The following is a 17,711-nucleotide window of genomic DNA, read 5'->3' as shown; positions in this document are numbered from 1 at the left end:
CCAAATAATAAACGAGGAGCTTTTTCTATGGATTGCCTGTTCTGCAAGATCATCAATCGCGAAATTCCGTCGGATATCGTCTACGAGGACGACGAAGTGCTGGCGTTCAACGATATCGCGCCGCAAGCCCCCACTCATATCCTCATTGTTCCCAAGCAGCATATCGCTACCTTGAATGACGTGCAGGAGCAGGACCTGGCGCTCGTCGGTCGTCTGCAGTTCACCGCCGCGAAGCTGGCCCGGCAGCTGGGCTTCGCCGAGGACGGCTATCGCGTGGTGATGAATTGCAACGAGCATGGCGGCCAGACGGTCTACCATATCCATATGCACCTGATGGGGGGACGTCCCTTCGCCTGGCCCGCCGGTTAAAGGGCAGGTGTGTGAAGGGAGCTCATGCCTGATACGGTTGCCATCTGGTCACTAAAGTCCCGCAGGAGAACACCATGCAACGCCATCTCAGTCGCACGGATAACCTGATACACCAGTTCGACACCGTCCTGCGTACCTTGCAGCCCCAGGCGGTTCGTCCCGATCGACCTTCTCCGGCCACGGCGGATATCCTCGATGAACCCATGGATGAGCGCGAGCGGCGCCACGCCCAAGGTTTGATGCGTATCAATCATACCGGTGAAGTTTGCGCCCAAGCCTTGTACCAGGGCCAGGGCTTCACCGCCACGCTGCCCCAGCTACGTCACCGCATGGACCAGGCGGCGCGCGAGGAACTGGATCACCTGGCCTGGTGCGAGGAGCGCCTGCAGGAGTTGGGAGGACGCCCCAGTCAACTGAATCCGCTCTTCTACGTGGCGTCTTTCGGCATGGGAGCCGCCGCCGGGGTAATCGGCGACAGCCTGAGCCTGGGATTCCTGGCGGCCACCGAAGAGCAGGTGGGCAAGCACCTGGATGAGCATATGCGAGACCTGCCCCAGGGCGATCACCGCTCCCGCGCCGTGCTCAAGCAGATCGCCATCGACGAGGCGCATCATGCCCAATTGGCTCGGGAAGCCGGCGGTTCGCGTTTCCCCACGGTCGTCAAATGGGGAATGGGCAAGTTGGCCAAGGTGATGACTAAGAGCGTCTATCGCCTGTAACCAGCGCCTGTAACCAGTTACCGTTCTATAACGTAATAACGACCCGCGTGAAGCGACGAGGCCCCGATCGATGATCGGGGCCTCGTGCGTTATGCGCTTCTTGAACGGGTGGGAACCGTTCGCCTAGGCATCGATACGCTTGTACTTCATGCGCTTGGGCGTGTCGTTGCCGACGCGCTTTCTGTGCTCTTCTTCGTAATCGGTATAGTTGCCGTCGAAGAACACCACTTCCGAATCGCCTTCGAAGGCCAGGATGTGCGTGGCGATACGGTCCAGGAACCAACGGTCGTGGGAAATCACCATGGCGCAACCGGGGAAGGCCAGCAGCGCTTCTTCCAGGGCGCGCAGGGTTTCGATATCCAGATCGTTGGATGGCTCGTCCAGCAGCAGCACGTTGGCCCCCTGCTTCAGGGTTTGCGCCAACTGCAAGCGGCCGCGTTCACCGCCCGAGAGTTCATCGAGGCGCTTCTGCTGATCGTTGCCCTTGAAGTTGAAGCGGCCGACATAGGCCCGCGACGGCACTTCGTAGCCATTGATATTGAGGATGTCCTGTCCATCGGACACCGCTTCCCATACCGTCTGCTTGTCGTCCAGGGCGTCGCGCAGCTGCTCGACGTAGGCGATCTTCACCGTATCACCGATTACCACTTCGCCGGCATCGGGCTGCTCGGCGCCGGTAATCAACTTGAACAGGGTCGATTTACCCGCGCCATTACCGCCGACGATACCCACGATGGCGCCAGGCGGCACGGTAAAGGAGAGATCCTGGTACAGCAGCTTGTCGTCGAAGCGCTTGGCAACGTCGTGGAATTCGATGACCTTGTCGCCCAGGCGCGGGCCGGGTGGAATATAGATCTCGTTGGTTTCGTTGCGCTTTTGGAAATCACCGGATTGCATCTCCTCGAAGCGATTCAGACGCGCCTTGCTCTTGGCCTGACGCCCCTTGGTGTTGCTGCGCACCCACTCGAGTTCCTGCTTGATGGCTTTCTGACGCGAGGCCTCCTGCTTGGACTCCTGCGCCAGGCGCTGCTCCTTCTGCTCCAGCCACTGCGAATAGTTGCCTTCGAAGGGGATGCCCTGGCCGCGGTCGAGCTCGAGAATCCAGCCGGCCACGTTATCCAGGAAGTAACGGTCGTGGGTGATCGCTACCACGGTGCCACTGTAATCATGTAGAAAACGCTCCAGCCAGGCCACGGACTCGGCGTCCAGATGGTTGGTCGGCTCGTCTAGCAGCAGCATGTCGGGGCTGGAGAGCAGTAGGCGGCAGAGCGCCACGCGGCGCCGTTCGCCACCGGAAAGATTGCCCACCTTGGCGTCCCAGGGGGGCAGGCGTAGAGCTTCCGCCGCCACTTCGAGCTTGCGCTCGATGTTGTGGGCATCGGCAGCTTCAATGATATTTTCCAGCCGGGCCTGCTCGCTGGCCAGTGCATCGAAATCGGCATCGGGTTCGGCGTAAGCTGCATAGACCGCGTCGAGCTTCTCCTGGGCTTCCTTGAGGGCGCCGAGAGACTCCTCGACCGTTTCACGGACGCTCTTCTCGTCGTCGAGCTCGGGTTCCTGGGGAAGGTAGCCGACATTGATGCCGGGCATGGCCCGGGCTTCGCCTTCGAACTCCTTGTCGACACCGGCCATGATACGCAGCAAGGTAGATTTGCCCGCGCCGTTGAGACCCAGCACACCTATCTTGGCGCCGGGAAAGAAAGAGAGGGAAATATCCTTGAGGATATGCTTCTTGGGCGGCACGACCTTGCCGACCCGGTTCATGGTAAAGACGTATTGCGCCATGGAAATCCGTTATGTTGAAGATCGAAGTGAAAACAAGCCCAGCTTGTTCGGGTACGCCAGATGATAGTGGCCGACACCGGGAAAGGCCAGTGTCGCCTGGTGGACTTCACGCTTCACGCTTCGCGGTCAACGGGCGGCCGGGAACCGGCCAGGGCGTTATTCTTCCTCGTCGCCCCAGTCATCTTCGATGGCGCGTTGCAAGCGTCGCGCTTCGAGCAGGGCTTCCACCCGGCGGCGAGCGCGTAGCGTATCCGCCTTGCTGGAACTCTTGCTACGCCCGTAGTGGTCATCATTGACCGCTTCCAGGGTGTCGAAATCGTCTTGCGAATCCAGTGTTTCGTTACTGAAGTCACGATTCAAGGGGTCACGGCTCATACGAGGCCCTCCAACCCAGGCCGGCTGTGCCGGCGCCACGCACTGCTTCGGCAGTTGTTGTCGAAGCACCAAGTCGCCGTTGCCGGCGCATTGCGGCTATATACCGCCATCGACAAGGGAATGCAAGGGCTTTCGGTTGACTATTTATCGGCGTGCTCGGCTTTTAGGCGCTCCAGCTCGTGCTGGGCTTCCATCAGTGCGGTGACATCCTTCTGTACGCCGATGTAATAGGTCAATTCATCGGCTTCATCGTACATGGGCGTGATGGATAGCTCGTTCCAGAATAGCGTGCCGTCCTTGCGATAGTTGCGCAGCACTTCGCGGCACGGCCGTCCCTCTTTCAAGGCCTTGCGAATCGCCGACAGGGCATCTTGATCGCGATCGTCATTCTGCAGGAAACGGCAGTCCTGATAGAGAATCTCGTCCGCACTGTAACCGGTCAAACGTTCGAAGCCCTTGTTAACATAGATAAGGATATTCTCTTCGCCTTCCTGTTCGGCCACGACTATGCCGTCTTCCGAGGCGTCCACAATGCGTTCAAGCAGTTCGGGGTTGATCAAGGGAGATCGTTTCATCGAGGGTTCCTGTTGCGGCTTCAGTTCTGTCGCCAGCCTCACGGGCCGGGCGACGTTTTGCCCAGAATAACAAATGGCCGGGCGAACAGCGCTATCCTGACCGATCATGGCTAGCCCGGACCGTTACTGCCGTCGCTCACGGTGCCGTCATTCCACTTCGGGAAGCCGCTGGGCACTGGCGATCGCCCCGCCGGCCATGAGCGCCAGCACCACCAGCAGCGCCGGCGTGCCGAGCCACTGGGCGAGGGCGCCCACCATGGCTCCCACAAGCAGCATCAGTATGCCGGTGAGAGTGTTGGAAAGCGCCACGTAGAGGGCGCGCTTGTCCTGGCCGGTCATATCGATGAGATAGGTCTTGCGGCCCAGGCGAACGCCGTGATGAACGATGGTCAGCAGAGCATAGACCAGAGCGTAGGGCCATATCGTGGCGCTCCAGGCGTGGGGTAGCCAGGCGAACAGCGCACCGAGCAGGCAGCAGCCCAGTGTGCCGATGGCGGCATCGCGCATGACACGGCGGCTGGAGCGGTCGGCGCGCTTGCCCCAGAGCGGGCTGGCCAGCATGCCGGCGAGTCCCGAAACGACGATCATTACCCCCAGTCCGCCCAGCTCCACCCCGGCCTGATCCTGGCCCAGCAATGCGATATAGGGCAACGCCAGCGCGCTTGAAAGCAGCAGGGCGCGGGACAGGTTGAAATGCAGAAAGATGCGGTCCTCACGGAGTAGCGACAGGCCTAGTTTGATGCTGTCCCAAGCGTTTTCTCCCCCTTCCACGGCACCGGGGGCTTCGCTGATGCGCGCCGCGCATACGGCATTCAGGCTCCAGCCGAGTGCGGCGATACCCAGCAGTATGGCCAGCGCCAGATTGCCGGGACGATCCTCGAACAGCATCAACACGCCGCCGGCCAGGAGTGTCACCGCTCCGGCGACGCTACCGCTCCAGCCCATCAAGTTACCACGCCGACGCTTGGCGATGGTCTTGCCCATGACATCCTTGGTGGCGATGGAGGAAAGGCCACGCGCCAGCGAGAGCAGAGCCAGCACCAGCAGGATCAAGGCGCCCCCTGGCGTGCCGCTACCGAAAAGTGCCAGCAAGGCCAGGCAGGCGGCGGCCACTGCCTGAAGTACGGCCCCCGTTACCCACACCCATTTACGTTGCGGCTTGAGGCGGATGAATCCCGCCACGAACAGTTGCGGCAGTAACGCGCCGGATTCTCGGATAGGCACCAGCAAGCCAACCATCCACAACGGCGCGCCGATGGCCCCCATCAACCACGGCAGCACCAGGCGGGCACTGGAAAGCTCGTCGGCAAGCTTGTTGCCCAGCGCGGCGAATAGATGCAAGAAGAAGTTACGCGGCTGATCGCGGCAGGCGTCGGCGGGAATGTCGTCGCAGAGCCGGCTGTCTTCGTCGCTGGTAAGCCATTCATAAAGGCGTGATTGTGAAATGTCACGGGCGGCCATGGACGCTCCTGGGCTGATATCATCGTCTAATATTCCAGCCGGGCTCGCGCTTGGCAAAAGTTTTCATCTCATGAAACGCTCATCGAAAAGGAGAATGTCATGTCCCGAATCCGGATTCGCTACTGCACTCAGTGCCAGTGGCTGTTGCGCAGCGCCTGGTATGCCCAGGAGCTACTCTCGACCTTCGGCGAGGCGCTGGCCGAAGTCACTCTCGAGCCTTCTCACGGCGGCACGTTCGAGATCCATTGCGATGACCAGTTGATCTGGGAGCGCAAGCGCGATGGCGGCTTTCCCGATATCAAGCGTCTCAAGCAGGCCGTGCGCGACCTGATCGAGCCATCGCGAGACCTGGGCCACGTAGATAGATGAACCAGGACCGCAAAGCCGTACTGTTCGGGCTGGGGGCGGTGGCGTTGTGGTCCACCGTGGCCACTGCGTTCAAGGTGGCGCTAGCCTGGATGAGCCCGCTGGAATTGATGTGGGTGGCGGCCATCGTCTCCTGGGCGGTGATGGGAGTGCTGGTGCTCTATCAAGGACATGGCGCGGAAGCGTTGCGCCGGGGCTGGCGTACCGCCGCCTGGGCGGGGTTGATGAACCCGGTGGCGTATTACCTGGTGCTGTTCGCGGCCTACGATCGTCTTCCCGGCCAGGAGGCGATGGCGTTGAACTATACCTGGGCGCTGGCCATGGCATTTCTCGCCGTACCCATTCTTGGCCAGAGGATCACGCGCATCGATATTCTGGCGGGGATGATCGCCTATGCCGGCGTTTGGGTGATCGCCACTCGTGGCGCGGTATTCGATGTGACCTTCGCCGATCCGCTCGGCGTGGCGTTCGCCCTGGCTTCCACGCTTCTTTGGGCACTCTACTGGCTGTTCAACGCCAAGGATCGGCGCTCACCGATCGTCGCTCAGTGGCAGAATTTTAGCGTCGGCGTGCCGGTGTTGAGCGTTTTCCTGCTGATCGGTCCGGGCATCGAGTGGCACGGCTGGCCGGCATTGGGCGCAGGCGTCTATGTGGGTCTGTTCGAGATGGGCATCGCCTTCGTGTTGTGGCAACTGGCGGTCAACACTGTTTCCCGTGCGGCCAAGGTATCCAATCTGATCTTCCTCTCGCCTCCGGTCTCGCTGATGCTGCTGTTTTTAATAGTGGGTGAGCCTATTCTCGCTTCGACCCTGGTGGGCCTGGTGCTGATTCTCGCCGGGCTCGGCGTGCAGCAGTGGCAACGCTAGGGTCTTTGACGCTTCACGCACAGCGTTGTTACACCACGTTCCTCTCGCTCATCTGAGCAAAATCTTCCTCAACATTGTTTGACATACAGTTTAACTGTATTACATTTAGTTACGTGACTAGTGTTCTGAGGCGAATGGCCGGCAAGAATGCTCTTTTATACTTAATGCTCGGCAGGATGATTCCTACTTCGCCCTGTGCTAGCTCAGTCACTCTCACGATACGCTACGCTGAGGTTCATGAAGCATTATTTCAATAACTTGAGTTAATAGCTTGGAAATTGCCCGTTTAGAACAGCTCCAAACCGAAAGGAATTCTCATGAAAAAACTGCCTCGCCCCCTGAAAAACGCCAGCTTCCCACGCCTGCTCTCACGCACTGCCATCGGGTCGCTTGTACTTTTCGCTCCCGTGACAGCGGTAATGGCCCAGTCGTTGCCGCCCGGCCTGGCGGAGCCCGGCACTACCAACCTCAGGGAAACGGTACAGCAAGCGATCGCCACCAATCCTGAAGTACAGGGGGCGTGGCATGCGTTGAGCGCAGCGGGTTATCAAGTCGATAGCGCAAGAGGGAACTACCTGCCTACCATCGACGTTACCGCAGGGGTGGGAGTCGAGGAGCAAAGCGGCGATGGCCGTGGCAGCTACGATACCGACTTTGCCGAACTGACACTGAACCAGATGATTTACGATGGCTTCGCGACTCGCAGCGAGGTCGAGCGACTCAATCGAGCTCAGCTGGTGAGTTATTACGAGTTGCTCGGCGCCAGCGAGAACGTGGCACTCGAAGCGGCACGAGCTTACCTCGATACAGCGCGTTACCGGGATCTGGTACGGCTTTCCCAGAACAATTACGCCGAACACATGCGGGTCTTGAACCAGATCGAAGAGCGCGTGCGTTCCGGCGCAGGGCGTGGTGTCGACCTGGAACAGATCAGCGGACGGGTCGCACTGGCCGAGTCCAACTTGATGACCGAAGCGTCGAATCTCCATGATGTTACCGCCCGCTACCAGCGTATCGTGGGGGATTTACCGGCGGAGAATCTGCTGCCGGCACCGGAGTTGGACGATCACCTACCGCCCACGGTGGCACAGGCCGTAGAGCTTGCGTTTACCGGTAATCCTGAATTTCACGCCGCCATCGAAAATATCGAGGCAAGCCGAGCCGAGCAGGAAGGGTCTCGTGCCGCCTTGCGTCCGCGTCTGGATATCCAGGGTCGCACGGGCACCAATAATCAGAATACGGGAATCGGCGGTCGTCGCGATGAGCACAGCATCCAGCTTGTCGCCAGCATGAACCTCTATAACGGAGGAAGCGATCTCGCGTCGTTTCGTGCGGCAAGCGAAGGAGTTGAGCAGGCCGTGCAGCAGCGCGAGCAAGCCTGCATCAACGTTCGTCAAACCGCCCAGATTGCGTATAACGATACGCAACGCCTACGCGAGCAGTTGCAGTATCTCAATGACCATCGCCAATCGATCGACCGGGTAAGAGGCGCTTATCAGCAACAGTTCGATATTGGGGAAAGAACATTGCTCGATTTGCTGGATAGTGAAAACGAGTATTTCGAGGCCAGCCGTGCCTACGTCAATGCCAAGTACGACGTCACGTTGGCCGAAGCGCGTACCTTGGCGGCAACCGGTCAGTTGATGCAGGCACTGGATGTGGCCCGCGACGACCTGCCTAGCCTGGCTGACCTGGGTAGTGATGGGGTGGAGGTGAATGCCGAGACAGTGTGTCCCACGCAAGGACCGCAGGGCTTTACCCTGGATGATTTCACTCGCGGTGTCGGCACGGCTGCATCGAGCTGACCCGATAGACGACGAGCAGGGCCGGTGGCGAATGCAGCGACGAGGTTGTCGCTACCGGCCCATGAACGCTGAATTAATGGATTGAGGTAGCTGTGTGACCCAACGCGAAAATTTGGATTCGGGAACAACGGCGTCGTCGACTTCGGCCTTTCATGAGCAAGACGAACTGCTTGAGTGTCTTTTGACGATAGCGATGGTTCACGATCATGAGGTGACAGCGGAATCATTGACAGCGGGGTTGCCTCTTGAAGAAGGAAAGCTCACTCCCTCGATTTTTCCACGGGCGGCAGCGCGTGCCAATCTGACGGCTCGAATCGTCAAGAGCCGGTTGGTGCAGCTTAACCCCGAGCTGTTCCCCGTGGTGCTGTTGCTCGAACCGGGACGAGCCTGTGTCTTGCTCGGCGTGGATGTTAAATCCCGCGAGGCAAGGGTGGTCTTCCCCGAACTCGGGGAAGCGGAAACGACGATAAGCCTGGATGGGCTGCAAGCAAGCTATAGTGGTCAGGCGATCTATGTACGCCCTCGATTCCACTTCGATTCGCGTACTCCCAATATCAATACGAAGCGCTCCGCCCACTGGTTCTGGGGAGCGATTCGCGAGAATCGCCGGCTTTATCGTGATGTCATTATCGGCTCGGTGGCAATCAACCTCTTTGCCATCGCCATGCCGCTATTCGTGCTCAACGTCTACGACCGGGTGGTACCCAACCAGGCGACGGAAACGCTCTGGGTACTTGCCAGCGGAATCTTCGTGGTTCTCTGCTTCGACCTGGCGCTTCGCCTGATGCGCAATGGCTTCGTGGATCTGGCCGCTAGTCGAGCGGACGTCAAGATATCGTCATCGATCATGGAGCGAGTGCTGGGGATGCGCATGGAGGCTCGTCCTGCGTCCACCGGCTCGTTTACCTCGACCTTGCAGTCTTTCGAATCGGTGCGGGCCTTTATCGGTTCGGCCACCATCGTAGGGCTAGTCGACTTGCCCTTTGTCATGATGTTTCTCGCCATTATCGCCCTGATCAGTCCGGTTCTGGCCTTGCCGGTCATCGTGGGCGTTGTCTTCGTCCTGCTGTATGCCTTGGCCGCGCAGGGGAAACTACGAGAGCTCTCTGAAACCACTTGGCAGATTGGCGCCCAACGGAACTCCACCCTGGTGGAGTCGGTTTCTCAGCTGGAAACGGTCAAGGCATTGCGTGGCGAGAGCCGCATTCAGAGTAGCTGGGAAAGGGCCACCGCCTTTCTATCGCGCACTTCCGCCCAGCTTCGGCTGGTGAGTTCTTCCGTGTCCAGCGTGGCCTTGTGGGCGCAGCACACCGTTGCCGTCTGCGTCATTATCGTCGGCGTATACCAGATTATCGAAGGCAATCTATCCCAAGGGGGGTTGATCGCCGCCTATCTATTGTCCTCTCGAGCGATGGCGCCCATCAGCCAGGCGGCAGCACTGTTGGCGCAGTATTACCAGTCTTCCACCGCGCTGCGATCGCTTGACGAAGTCATGGATAAACCGGTCGAAAGGCCGAAGGATAAAACGTTTCTGGACCGTCCGGTTATCCAGGGAAGCATTCAATTCGACAAGGTTGTCATGCGCTATCCCGACCAGGAAAAGGATGCGCTGCGTGATATCAGCCTGACGATCAATTCGGGCGAAAAAGTGGCGTTTCTGGGGCGTGTAGGTTGTGGCAAATCCACGCTGCATAAACTCGTATTGGGTTTATACCAACCTGCCGCCGGCTCGGTGATGGTCGATGGGGTGGATATTCGCCAGATCGATCCCATCCAGTTGAGGCGACATATCGGTTACGTACCCCAGGAGGTCAATCTCTTTTATGGTTCCCTGCGCGATAACATCATCGCGGGAGGAGGCAGCGATGGTGTGGATGATGACGCTCTGCTGAGAGCTATCGAGCTTTCAGGCCTCAAGAGCCTGGTCAACAATCATCCTCAGGGCGTGGAGCTTCAGGTCGGTGAGCGTGGCCAGGCGCTTTCCGGTGGCCAACGCCAGTCGGTCGCGATTGCCCGGGCCTTGGTCAACGATCCGCAGATGCTGTTGCTCGATGAGCCTTCGAGTGCCATGGATCACGCCAGCGAAGAGGCGTTCAAGGCAAACCTTAAAAAGTATGCCCAGGGTAAGACAATGTTGATTGTGACCCATCGCACGTCACTGTTGTCCCTGGTCGACCGTATCGTGGTCATCGATAGTGGCAAGATCGTCGCCGACGGTCCTCGAGACAAAGTTGTGGAAGCACTACGCAACGGACAGATCGGGAGGGCCAATTGATGGCGACGAAAAAGAGCAAGACCGCCGAACAGCAGGGCTTCGATGCCATCGGCCGTTTTTCCGAAACCGGTAGCAAGCCGTTTCGCCCTTTTATCGACCGTCTTTTTGCCCGGCGAGTGACGTCGGCTCACCTCAATCGCGACTGGGCGAGCGATGCCGACTGGGCACGCATGCAGCAGAATCCGATTCGTGCCCGGGCTTTTCTCTATGTCGTGGTACTCAGCATCCTCGCCTTGATCGTCTGGGCCAGCTTCGCCGAAGTGGACGAAGTGACGCGAGGGGCGGGCCGTGTCATCCCGGCAAGCCAGTTGCAACGAATTCAATCGTTCGATGGCGGGGTCGTGCAAGGTATCTCGGTTCGAGAGGGGCAACTGGTCGAGGCAGGTCAGGTATTGATGAGCATCGATCCCACCCGTTTCGTGTCGAGTTTTCGTGAGAATCGAGCCCAGGCACTAGCGCTCGAAGCCCGGGCGGAACGTTTGCGAGCCCTGATTGCAGATGACCTTTTTTCTCCCAGCGAGGAACTGCTTGCCGAGGCCCCCGGTGTCGTGGCTCAGGAACGCGAGGTTTACGATAGCCGGCGGGAGGAGTTGCAAGAGCAAAGGAATATCTTGGAGGACCGGATAAACCAACGCCAGCAGGAGTTGCGAGAGGCTCAAGCCAAGCTTGATGCGGCGCGGCGGGAAACCGGTATGGCCCAGCAGGAGTTGAACCTGACACGTCCCTTGCTGGAGTCGGGTGCCGTTTCCGAAGTGGAAGTGTTGCGCCTCGAGCGCGATGTTTCCCGCGCCAGGGGAGAGCGAGAGCAAGCAGCGGCGCAGGTATCGCGTCTGGAATCGACGGTTGAGGAAGCCCGTACCCAGTTGCGCGAACTGGGGATCGAACGGCAAAGTGAATGGCGCAACGAGCTGGCCCAGGTATTAGGCGATATCAACGCGCTGGATGCCTCGGGAACCGGCTTGGAGGACCGGGTCCGTCTGGCGGAAATTCGCTCACCTGTCGATGGTGTTATCCAGCGCTTGAACATCAACACGATTGGGGGCGTCGTTCAGCCGGGCCAGGAAGTTCTCGAAATCATTCCCAGCGATGACCAGTTATTGGTCGAAGCGCGTATTGCTCCCCAGGACATCGCCTTTCTGCACCCCGGCCAACCCGCCACAATCAAGTTGACCGCTTACGATTATGCGATTTACGGCGGGTTGCAAGCTGAACTGGATCATATCAGCGCCGACACCATTACCGATGACGATGACAACACCTTCTACCTGGTGCGTGTGCGGACGTTGGAGAACGAAAAGGTCGGAGACAAGCTATCCGTTATTCCCGGCATGACGGCTCAAGTCGACATCATGACGGGGAAACGCACGGTGATGCAGTTCTTGCTCAAGCCGGTATTACGCGCTTGGCGTGATTCCATGGGGGAACGGTAATGACACATTGGTTTGTCAGCCACAAAGGCGAGATGAAATCCCGTTGGCGCGAAGCGTTCCCTGACGCTCGTGAGGCAACGCCCAAAGACGTGCTGGCCATGGCCGGGGAAGGCGACAATGTCTGGCTAATGAACGATATCGATCAGGGCTTTTCGCTGCTAAAAACGCTAAGCGAGAAAGGGGCGACGATGGTGGTCTTGAGTTATCGACCTACCCAGGAAGAAGCGCTGGAAGCCTTGAGGTACGGTGCGCGAGGTTATGCCCATGCGTTATCCACACCCGAAATGCTACGTCAGATCCAGATCGTGACCTCTCACCAGGGAATCTGGGTCAGGCCCGAGCTTTTAGCCAAGGTCGTGGGAGGAAGCTTCAAGGCGCTTGGAGGTACCACCAATATCAATGAAGCGTTGCTTTCCGGTCTGACAGAACGCGAGCGAGCCGTCACGTTGGCGGTTGCCGAAGGGATAAGCAATAAGGAAGTGGCCCGGCGTCTGGATATTACCGAACGTACCGTTAAAGCGCATTTAGGTGCTGTCTTTCGTAAGTTGGGTATCCGCGATCGCCTCCAGCTAATTCTGAAACTGTCGAAAAAAGAATCTCCCTTACCAGTCGAGCCCTGAGGGGAAACGATCCCGAAAGGGGGCAGGGAGGCCAGCTTGGCTGCCCCTGTCCTTCAGTACAATATTCAACTTCGCTTTTCTTCACTAGTTTTACCGTAAAGGTCGCTCCGCTGTGTTCGATGCAGGCAATCGGCGACATGTCTCCACACTCTTCAAGTAAGGAAACTTCATGGCCATTGCAACCGTTACTGCCATTACAGGACAAGCGTGGGCGCGAGATATCAACGGCAATCTGCGTGAATTGAGCATCGGTGATGTACTTCAGGAAGGCGATGTCCTCATCACTTCCTCCGATGGTCAGGTCGAACTCGTCTTTGACGATGGCTTGCCGCCGACCGTCATCGAAGGCGGGCAAGAAGTCGCGATCACATCGGACCTGGACAGCAGCCAGCCAGTAGCCGCCGAAGACTTCAGCGCCACGGATGCGGATGTCGAAGCGCTACTGACCGCACTCGAAGAGGAAGACGGCGACCTGCTGGAGATTCTGGACGCCACGGCAGCCGGCGCTGGTGCCGGTGGTGGTGCAGGTGGCGAAGGACATGATTTCGTTCGCGTTGCCCGCATCGCCGAAGACACCGATCCGCAAGCCTTCGCCTTCAGTGGTCCGGATCTCGAAACCCAGGATATCATCGATTCCGGCGGTGTGGAGCTGGCAGCCTTCACCGAAGAGGAGACCGATGAGCCCGAACCAGAGCCAGAGCCGGAGCCCGAACCGGAGCCCGAACCAACTCCTGATCCAGACCCCACTCCAGAGCCGGAACCGACGCCTGATCCGGACCCCACTCCAGAGCCGGAACCGGAGCCAACACCTGACCCGGACCCCACTCCGGAGCCGACTCCTGATCCAGGCCCCGGTCCGGTAGAATTAGTTGCCACGATTACCATCGACACCATCGCTGGTGACGATGTGATAAACGAGACCGAAGCGAGCCAGATCATTGCCATCATCGGCACGGTCGGTGGCGACGCCCGCGAAGGAGACACCGTCACCCTGACCGTGGGCGAGAGCACCTTTGAGGGTCAAGTCACCGTCGCCGAAGACGGCAGCCTGGTCTACGCCATCGACGTCCCCGGCTCGCTCCTGGCTGACAACGACACCGTCACGGCCAACGTCACCGGTAGCGACGCTGCCGGCAACACTTACAGCGCCGATGCCGATCGCGACTACAGCGTCGACACCGAGATCGCCGCCGGCATCACCATCGATGACATCGCCGATGACGACATGATCAACGCCGACGAAGCTGAGCAAACCAACACCACCATCACCGGCACGGTAAGCGGTGACGTGGTGGCGGGTGACGAAGTCACCCTCAGCGTGAACGGCACCGACTACACCGGTGACGTGGCCGACGACGGCCAGGGCAACCTGGGCTACAGCATCGACGTGCTCACAGCCGATCTGGTCGCCGATACCAGCGTTGACGCCAGCGTGACTGCGACCGACGCCGTAGGTAACAGCCAGACCGCCACCGAGACACGCGACTACAGCGTCGATACCACCGCCGAAGCCGGCATTACCATCGACCCGGTCACGGAAGACAACACCGTCAACGAGACTGAAGCTGGTCAGACCATCACGATCACCGGTAGCGTCTCAGGCGATGCCGCCGAAGGGGACACCGTCACCCTGACCATCGGTGAGAACGAATACAGCGGCCAGGTCGATGCCGACGGCAACTATGCCATCGACGTTGACGGCGATGTACTCGCTGAAAACGACACCATCGAAGCCAATGTCACCGGCACCGACGACGCGGGCAACGAATTCAGCGCGGATAACAGCCGCGACTACAACGTCGATACTACGGCGGACGCCGGCATTACCATCGATCCGGTGACGGACGACAACACCGTCAACGAGACCGAAGCGGGTCAGACGATTGCGATCACCGGTAGCGTGAGTGGCGATGCCGCCGAAGGTGACACCGTCACCCTGACCATCGGTGAGAACGAATACAGCGGCCAGGTCGATGCCGCCGGCAACTACTCGATCGACGTCGACGGGGATGTCCTGGCCGCCAACGACACGGTCAATGCCACGGTGTCCGGCAACGATGAGAACGGCAATGCCTTCAGCGCCGACGCTGAGCGCGACTACGGTGTCGATACCGACTCCAGTGCCACGATCGCTATCGATCCGGTCACCGATGACAACACCATCAACGAGACCGAAGCGGGCCAGACCATCGCCATCACCGGCACCGTCGGTGGCGATGCCACCGAAGGCGACACCGTCACCCTGACCATCGGGGAGAATGAATATACCGGCGCAGTGGATGCCGACGGCAACTATTCTATCGGTGTGCCCGGATCGGTCCTGGTTGACAATGACACGGTCGACGCCAACGTCACCGGCACCGACGAGGCCGGTAACGAATTTAGCGCCGATGCCAGCCGCGACTACAGCGTGAACCTCGACACCACCGCCCCTATTGCTGACCCTGTGCTCACAGCCGCAGAGTTTGGCGCTGATAACCCTGTCGGGCGAGACAACCAAGTTCTGTTCAAATCCTTTACCGTAGGTGAAGGTGTAGACCAGCTGGATGAGGGCGGCTTTGAAATTGACCCAACTGTATTCGAACAAGACCCATCCTTGGGTGGGGTGGACGAAGAGGGCGATACTGAAGATGCCTTGACTTTTGTCCTTACCGATATGCCTTCATTCGGTACGCTGTATATCGATAAAGATGGAAGCGGAACTGATCATGATTACGTTGAAGTTGGAACTGAAGGGAGTTTCGATACTGATGCGGAGTTCTACTGGTCAGTTAGCAAGGATGAGCTTGCAGAGGAGATCAAAGACGCTACTACCAGCACTGTCAGCGGTAGTGACGTCGAGGAGTGGCAATCCAATGGGGTGGATATATATTCCTATAATCTCTTTGGCATCAAAGACGAGAACCTGCTATCGGTTGATGGCCGTGGGTACCTTGGTGTTCGCGACAATACAGGCACACAGCAACAAGTACCTGAACAATTGGGGCATCGTGGTGAAGACGCCTCGGAGGAATTGATATTCAACTTCAGAGAGCCTGTCGGGGAAGCAACCGTAAACATTGCTAACTTGATAGAAGATGAAGGCGAGGTTGGCTCAGTCACTGCCTATCTGCATGATGAAATCGTTGGCGAGTGGACATTCAGCAATACACCTGGCGCAATGCTCGGCGAGAGCGCAGTGGATTTTATTCTTCAGAATAATAGTCTCACGCTTAAAGACGTTGCCTTCGATCAACTGCGTTTCACTGCCAATGATTATGCAAATGGCTACAGCTCTACTACGGGCGACAGCAGTGATTATTTCATTTCGTCTATCAATTACAAGCTCATACCAGATGCTGATTTTAAGTATAAGGTCATTGATGCGGCTGGTAATGAAAGCGATGCAGTAACCGTTTTGATTGGTAAGCCACAAACGACCACTGAAGTGCCTGGGGGCGAGACAGACACCACACCAGACGCGGACAATGAGGCTCCCGTTGCTGATCCAGTCGCCACGAATGCTGAGTTCGAATCGTCAAACCTCTTTGATGGGCAGCCCGACAACATCGTGCTTTCCAGGCACTTCACCGTAGGTAAACAGGAAAATCCCCCCACGCTGGGTGGCAGCGATGACAGCACCAGCGAAAGCGACCTGGTCTTTACCCTGGACAGCCTGCCTTCCTATGGCACCTTGTATCTGAAGGCGAATCCCGACACCGGCTATCAGCAAGTGAGTGATGGTGATACCTTCAACGCCCAGTCCGAGCTTTATTGGACGGTAACTTCCGAGCAGCTGCAGGCTCTGGAGAGCAAGACGCTAGGCGGCGCCGGGGCGAGTCTGAATGATTGGCAACCAAAAGATGTAAACGGTGAGTTCGATGTAAATGTATACGGCATCGACTTCGACGGAACCGAAGCACCGCTGACGTTCACCAACGATGGCATGGGGGTCGATGGAGATGCCGAAAACCAGAGACAGGAACCACAACAGCTCGGTTATCGCAATGGCGAGTCCGAGCAGATCGTCGTTGATTTCGGCAAGGCCGTCGCGGAAGCGGAAATAACCGTCAGCCGACTGATCTTCAGTGAGAAAGAAGTCGGAACCGTGGATGCCTACCTAGGTGGAAACAAGGTGGGAAGCTGGACATTCTCGGGAAGCAGCGCGTCCAATAGTCAAGGCAATATCACTTTCACTCCGGCTGATGGCTTCGATACGAGCGAAGGAAGCGGTTCCGGTAGCGGTTCGTTTTCGCTGAACGGTGTCGTATTCGATCAGCTACGTTTCGGGGCGACCGAGTATGTGAGTGGCCCGGATGACAATGACAGCAGCGATAGCAGTGACTATTTCATCCAATCGATCGATTACAAGGAACTGCCCGATAGCACGTTCACCTACTTCGTGACGGATGAGGACGGTACACCAAGCGAAACTGTCGAAGTAATCATCGGCCAGGCCGATTCGCATACGGATGTGCCTGTCCCGGCAGTGTCCACCGAGGAAAACAGTGATGATGGCAAGCGTAGTGATGGAAATACGGTAATGACAGAGACCGTAACGGAAAATATGCGCACTGCAGGTCACGAGCCGGAAAATGATACGAATGAAACATCAAGCTTCAGATATGGAACCCAAGCTGACGGTGAAAGCGAAAGCCAGATGTTCACTAAAAGCTCTTTCTATCTAGGGGGTGAGGAAGATGTTATTCCGTTGGGCGTGAATGAACAGCTTGGCTCGGATATGGCTGAGGGGGATGAGGTTGAAAACGCTGAATTCGATGGCAAAGATAACCTCGTGCTTTCGGAGATACTCGAGCTGGACGATGAGGAGAGCTTGGCGGATCTTGTTGGCTTGGCTGACGCCGAAGACGAGGCTTCCGAAGCGGTCACCGGGGCGAGGGGCGAACAGGAAAGTGCGGATCAGCCCACGAATTCAGCGGGGGGCGATGTGAGCCACTTTAGCCCCGATGCTGCTCCCACCATAGAGACTACTGAACAGCCGAAAATCGACCAATGATCCACATCCATTGGAATATATGATGTAATTAACCGCCCCTGAAAAGGGGCGGTTTTTTATAACAACGTA

At 58.2% G+C, this 17,711-nt stretch carries 13 protein-coding genes; 9 read left to right on the top strand and 4 right to left on the bottom strand.

Annotated elements, in window-relative coordinates; translation table 11 throughout:
- Window positions 1–27: 27 nt before the first annotated feature.
- Window positions 28–369 carry a histidine triad nucleotide-binding protein gene (locus R5M92_RS07960; protein WP_346795369.1) on the top strand — a complete coding sequence of 114 codons (342 nt, stop codon included), beginning with the start codon at window positions 28–30 and terminating at the stop codon, window positions 367–369.
- Window positions 370–443: 74 nt separating this feature from the next.
- Entirely contained in the window at window positions 444–1,088 is a 645-nt protein-coding gene (gene coq7 / locus R5M92_RS07955) for a 2-polyprenyl-3-methyl-6-methoxy-1,4-benzoquinone monooxygenase (protein ID WP_346795368.1), read from the top strand.
- 123 nt (window positions 1,089–1,211) lie between these two features.
- Here the strand turns inward: coq7 and ettA are convergent, their stop codons facing one another.
- The 4 genes from ettA to R5M92_RS07935 all read right to left on the bottom strand — a co-directional run bounded on the left by ettA (window position 1,212) and on the right by R5M92_RS07935 (window position 5,284).
- Window positions 1,212–2,873, bottom strand: a complete 1,662-nt coding sequence (gene ettA, locus R5M92_RS07950) for an energy-dependent translational throttle protein EttA (RefSeq protein WP_346795367.1) — start codon at window positions 2,871–2,873, stop codon at window positions 1,212–1,214.
- 156 nt (window positions 2,874–3,029) lie between these two features.
- Entirely contained in the window at window positions 3,030–3,248 is a 219-nt protein-coding gene (locus tag R5M92_RS07945) for a PA3496 family putative envelope integrity protein (RefSeq protein ID WP_346795365.1), read from the bottom strand.
- A gap of 140 nt (window positions 3,249–3,388) precedes the next feature.
- Window positions 3,389–3,823 carry a PAS domain-containing protein gene (locus R5M92_RS07940; RefSeq protein WP_346795363.1) on the bottom strand — a complete coding sequence of 145 codons (435 nt, stop codon included), beginning with the start codon at window positions 3,821–3,823 and terminating at the stop codon, window positions 3,389–3,391.
- 147 nt (window positions 3,824–3,970) lie between these two features.
- The gene (locus tag R5M92_RS07935; protein ID WP_346795362.1) at window positions 3,971–5,284 is read right to left on the bottom strand and encodes an MFS transporter; all 1,314 of its coding nucleotides are present in this window, start codon (window positions 5,282–5,284) and stop codon (window positions 3,971–3,973) included.
- 99 nt (window positions 5,285–5,383) lie between these two features.
- Here R5M92_RS07935 and R5M92_RS07930 point away from each other — a divergent pair, with 99 nt between their 5' ends.
- The 7 genes from R5M92_RS07930 to R5M92_RS07900 all read left to right on the top strand — a co-directional run bounded on the left by R5M92_RS07930 (window position 5,384) and on the right by R5M92_RS07900 (window position 17,642).
- Window positions 5,384–5,653, top strand: coding sequence for a SelT/SelW/SelH family protein (locus tag R5M92_RS07930; RefSeq protein WP_346795361.1), 270 nt, complete (start codon window positions 5,384–5,386; stop codon window positions 5,651–5,653).
- Entirely contained in the window at window positions 5,650–6,516 is an 867-nt protein-coding gene (locus tag R5M92_RS07925) for a DMT family transporter (protein ID WP_346799189.1), read from the top strand. The genes R5M92_RS07930 and R5M92_RS07925 overlap by 4 nt, the downstream gene beginning before the upstream one ends.
- 317 nt (window positions 6,517–6,833) lie before the next feature.
- On the top strand, window positions 6,834–8,321 hold the full coding sequence (locus R5M92_RS07920; protein ID WP_346799187.1) for a TolC family outer membrane protein: 1,488 nt from the start codon (window positions 6,834–6,836) through the stop codon (window positions 8,319–8,321).
- 193 nt (window positions 8,322–8,514) lie between these two features.
- Window positions 8,515–10,596, top strand: coding sequence for a type I secretion system permease/ATPase (locus R5M92_RS07915; protein ID WP_417339097.1), 2,082 nt, complete (start codon window positions 8,515–8,517; stop codon window positions 10,594–10,596).
- Window positions 10,596–12,026, top strand: coding sequence for an HlyD family type I secretion periplasmic adaptor subunit (locus tag R5M92_RS07910; protein WP_346799185.1), 1,431 nt, complete (start codon window positions 10,596–10,598; stop codon window positions 12,024–12,026). Before R5M92_RS07915 ends, R5M92_RS07910 begins: the two co-directional genes overlap by 1 nt.
- Window positions 12,026–12,646 (top strand): response regulator transcription factor, encoded by a 621-nt coding sequence (locus R5M92_RS07905; RefSeq protein WP_346799183.1) that lies wholly within the window; start codon window positions 12,026–12,028, stop codon window positions 12,644–12,646. The genes R5M92_RS07910 and R5M92_RS07905 overlap by 1 nt, the downstream gene beginning before the upstream one ends.
- Before the next feature lie 169 nt (window positions 12,647–12,815).
- A complete protein-coding gene (locus R5M92_RS07900; protein WP_346799182.1) occupies window positions 12,816–17,642 on the top strand; it encodes a retention module-containing protein in 4,827 nt (1,608 codons plus the stop codon).
- Window positions 17,643–17,711 lie beyond the last annotated feature (69 nt).

Source organism: Halomonas sp. Bachu 37, assembly GCF_039691755.1.
GTDB lineage: Bacteria > Pseudomonadota > Gammaproteobacteria > Pseudomonadales > Halomonadaceae > Vreelandella > Vreelandella kashgarensis.
The sequence above is the reverse complement of the archived record's forward strand: the minus strand, read 5'-3'. Positions and strand labels throughout refer to the sequence as shown.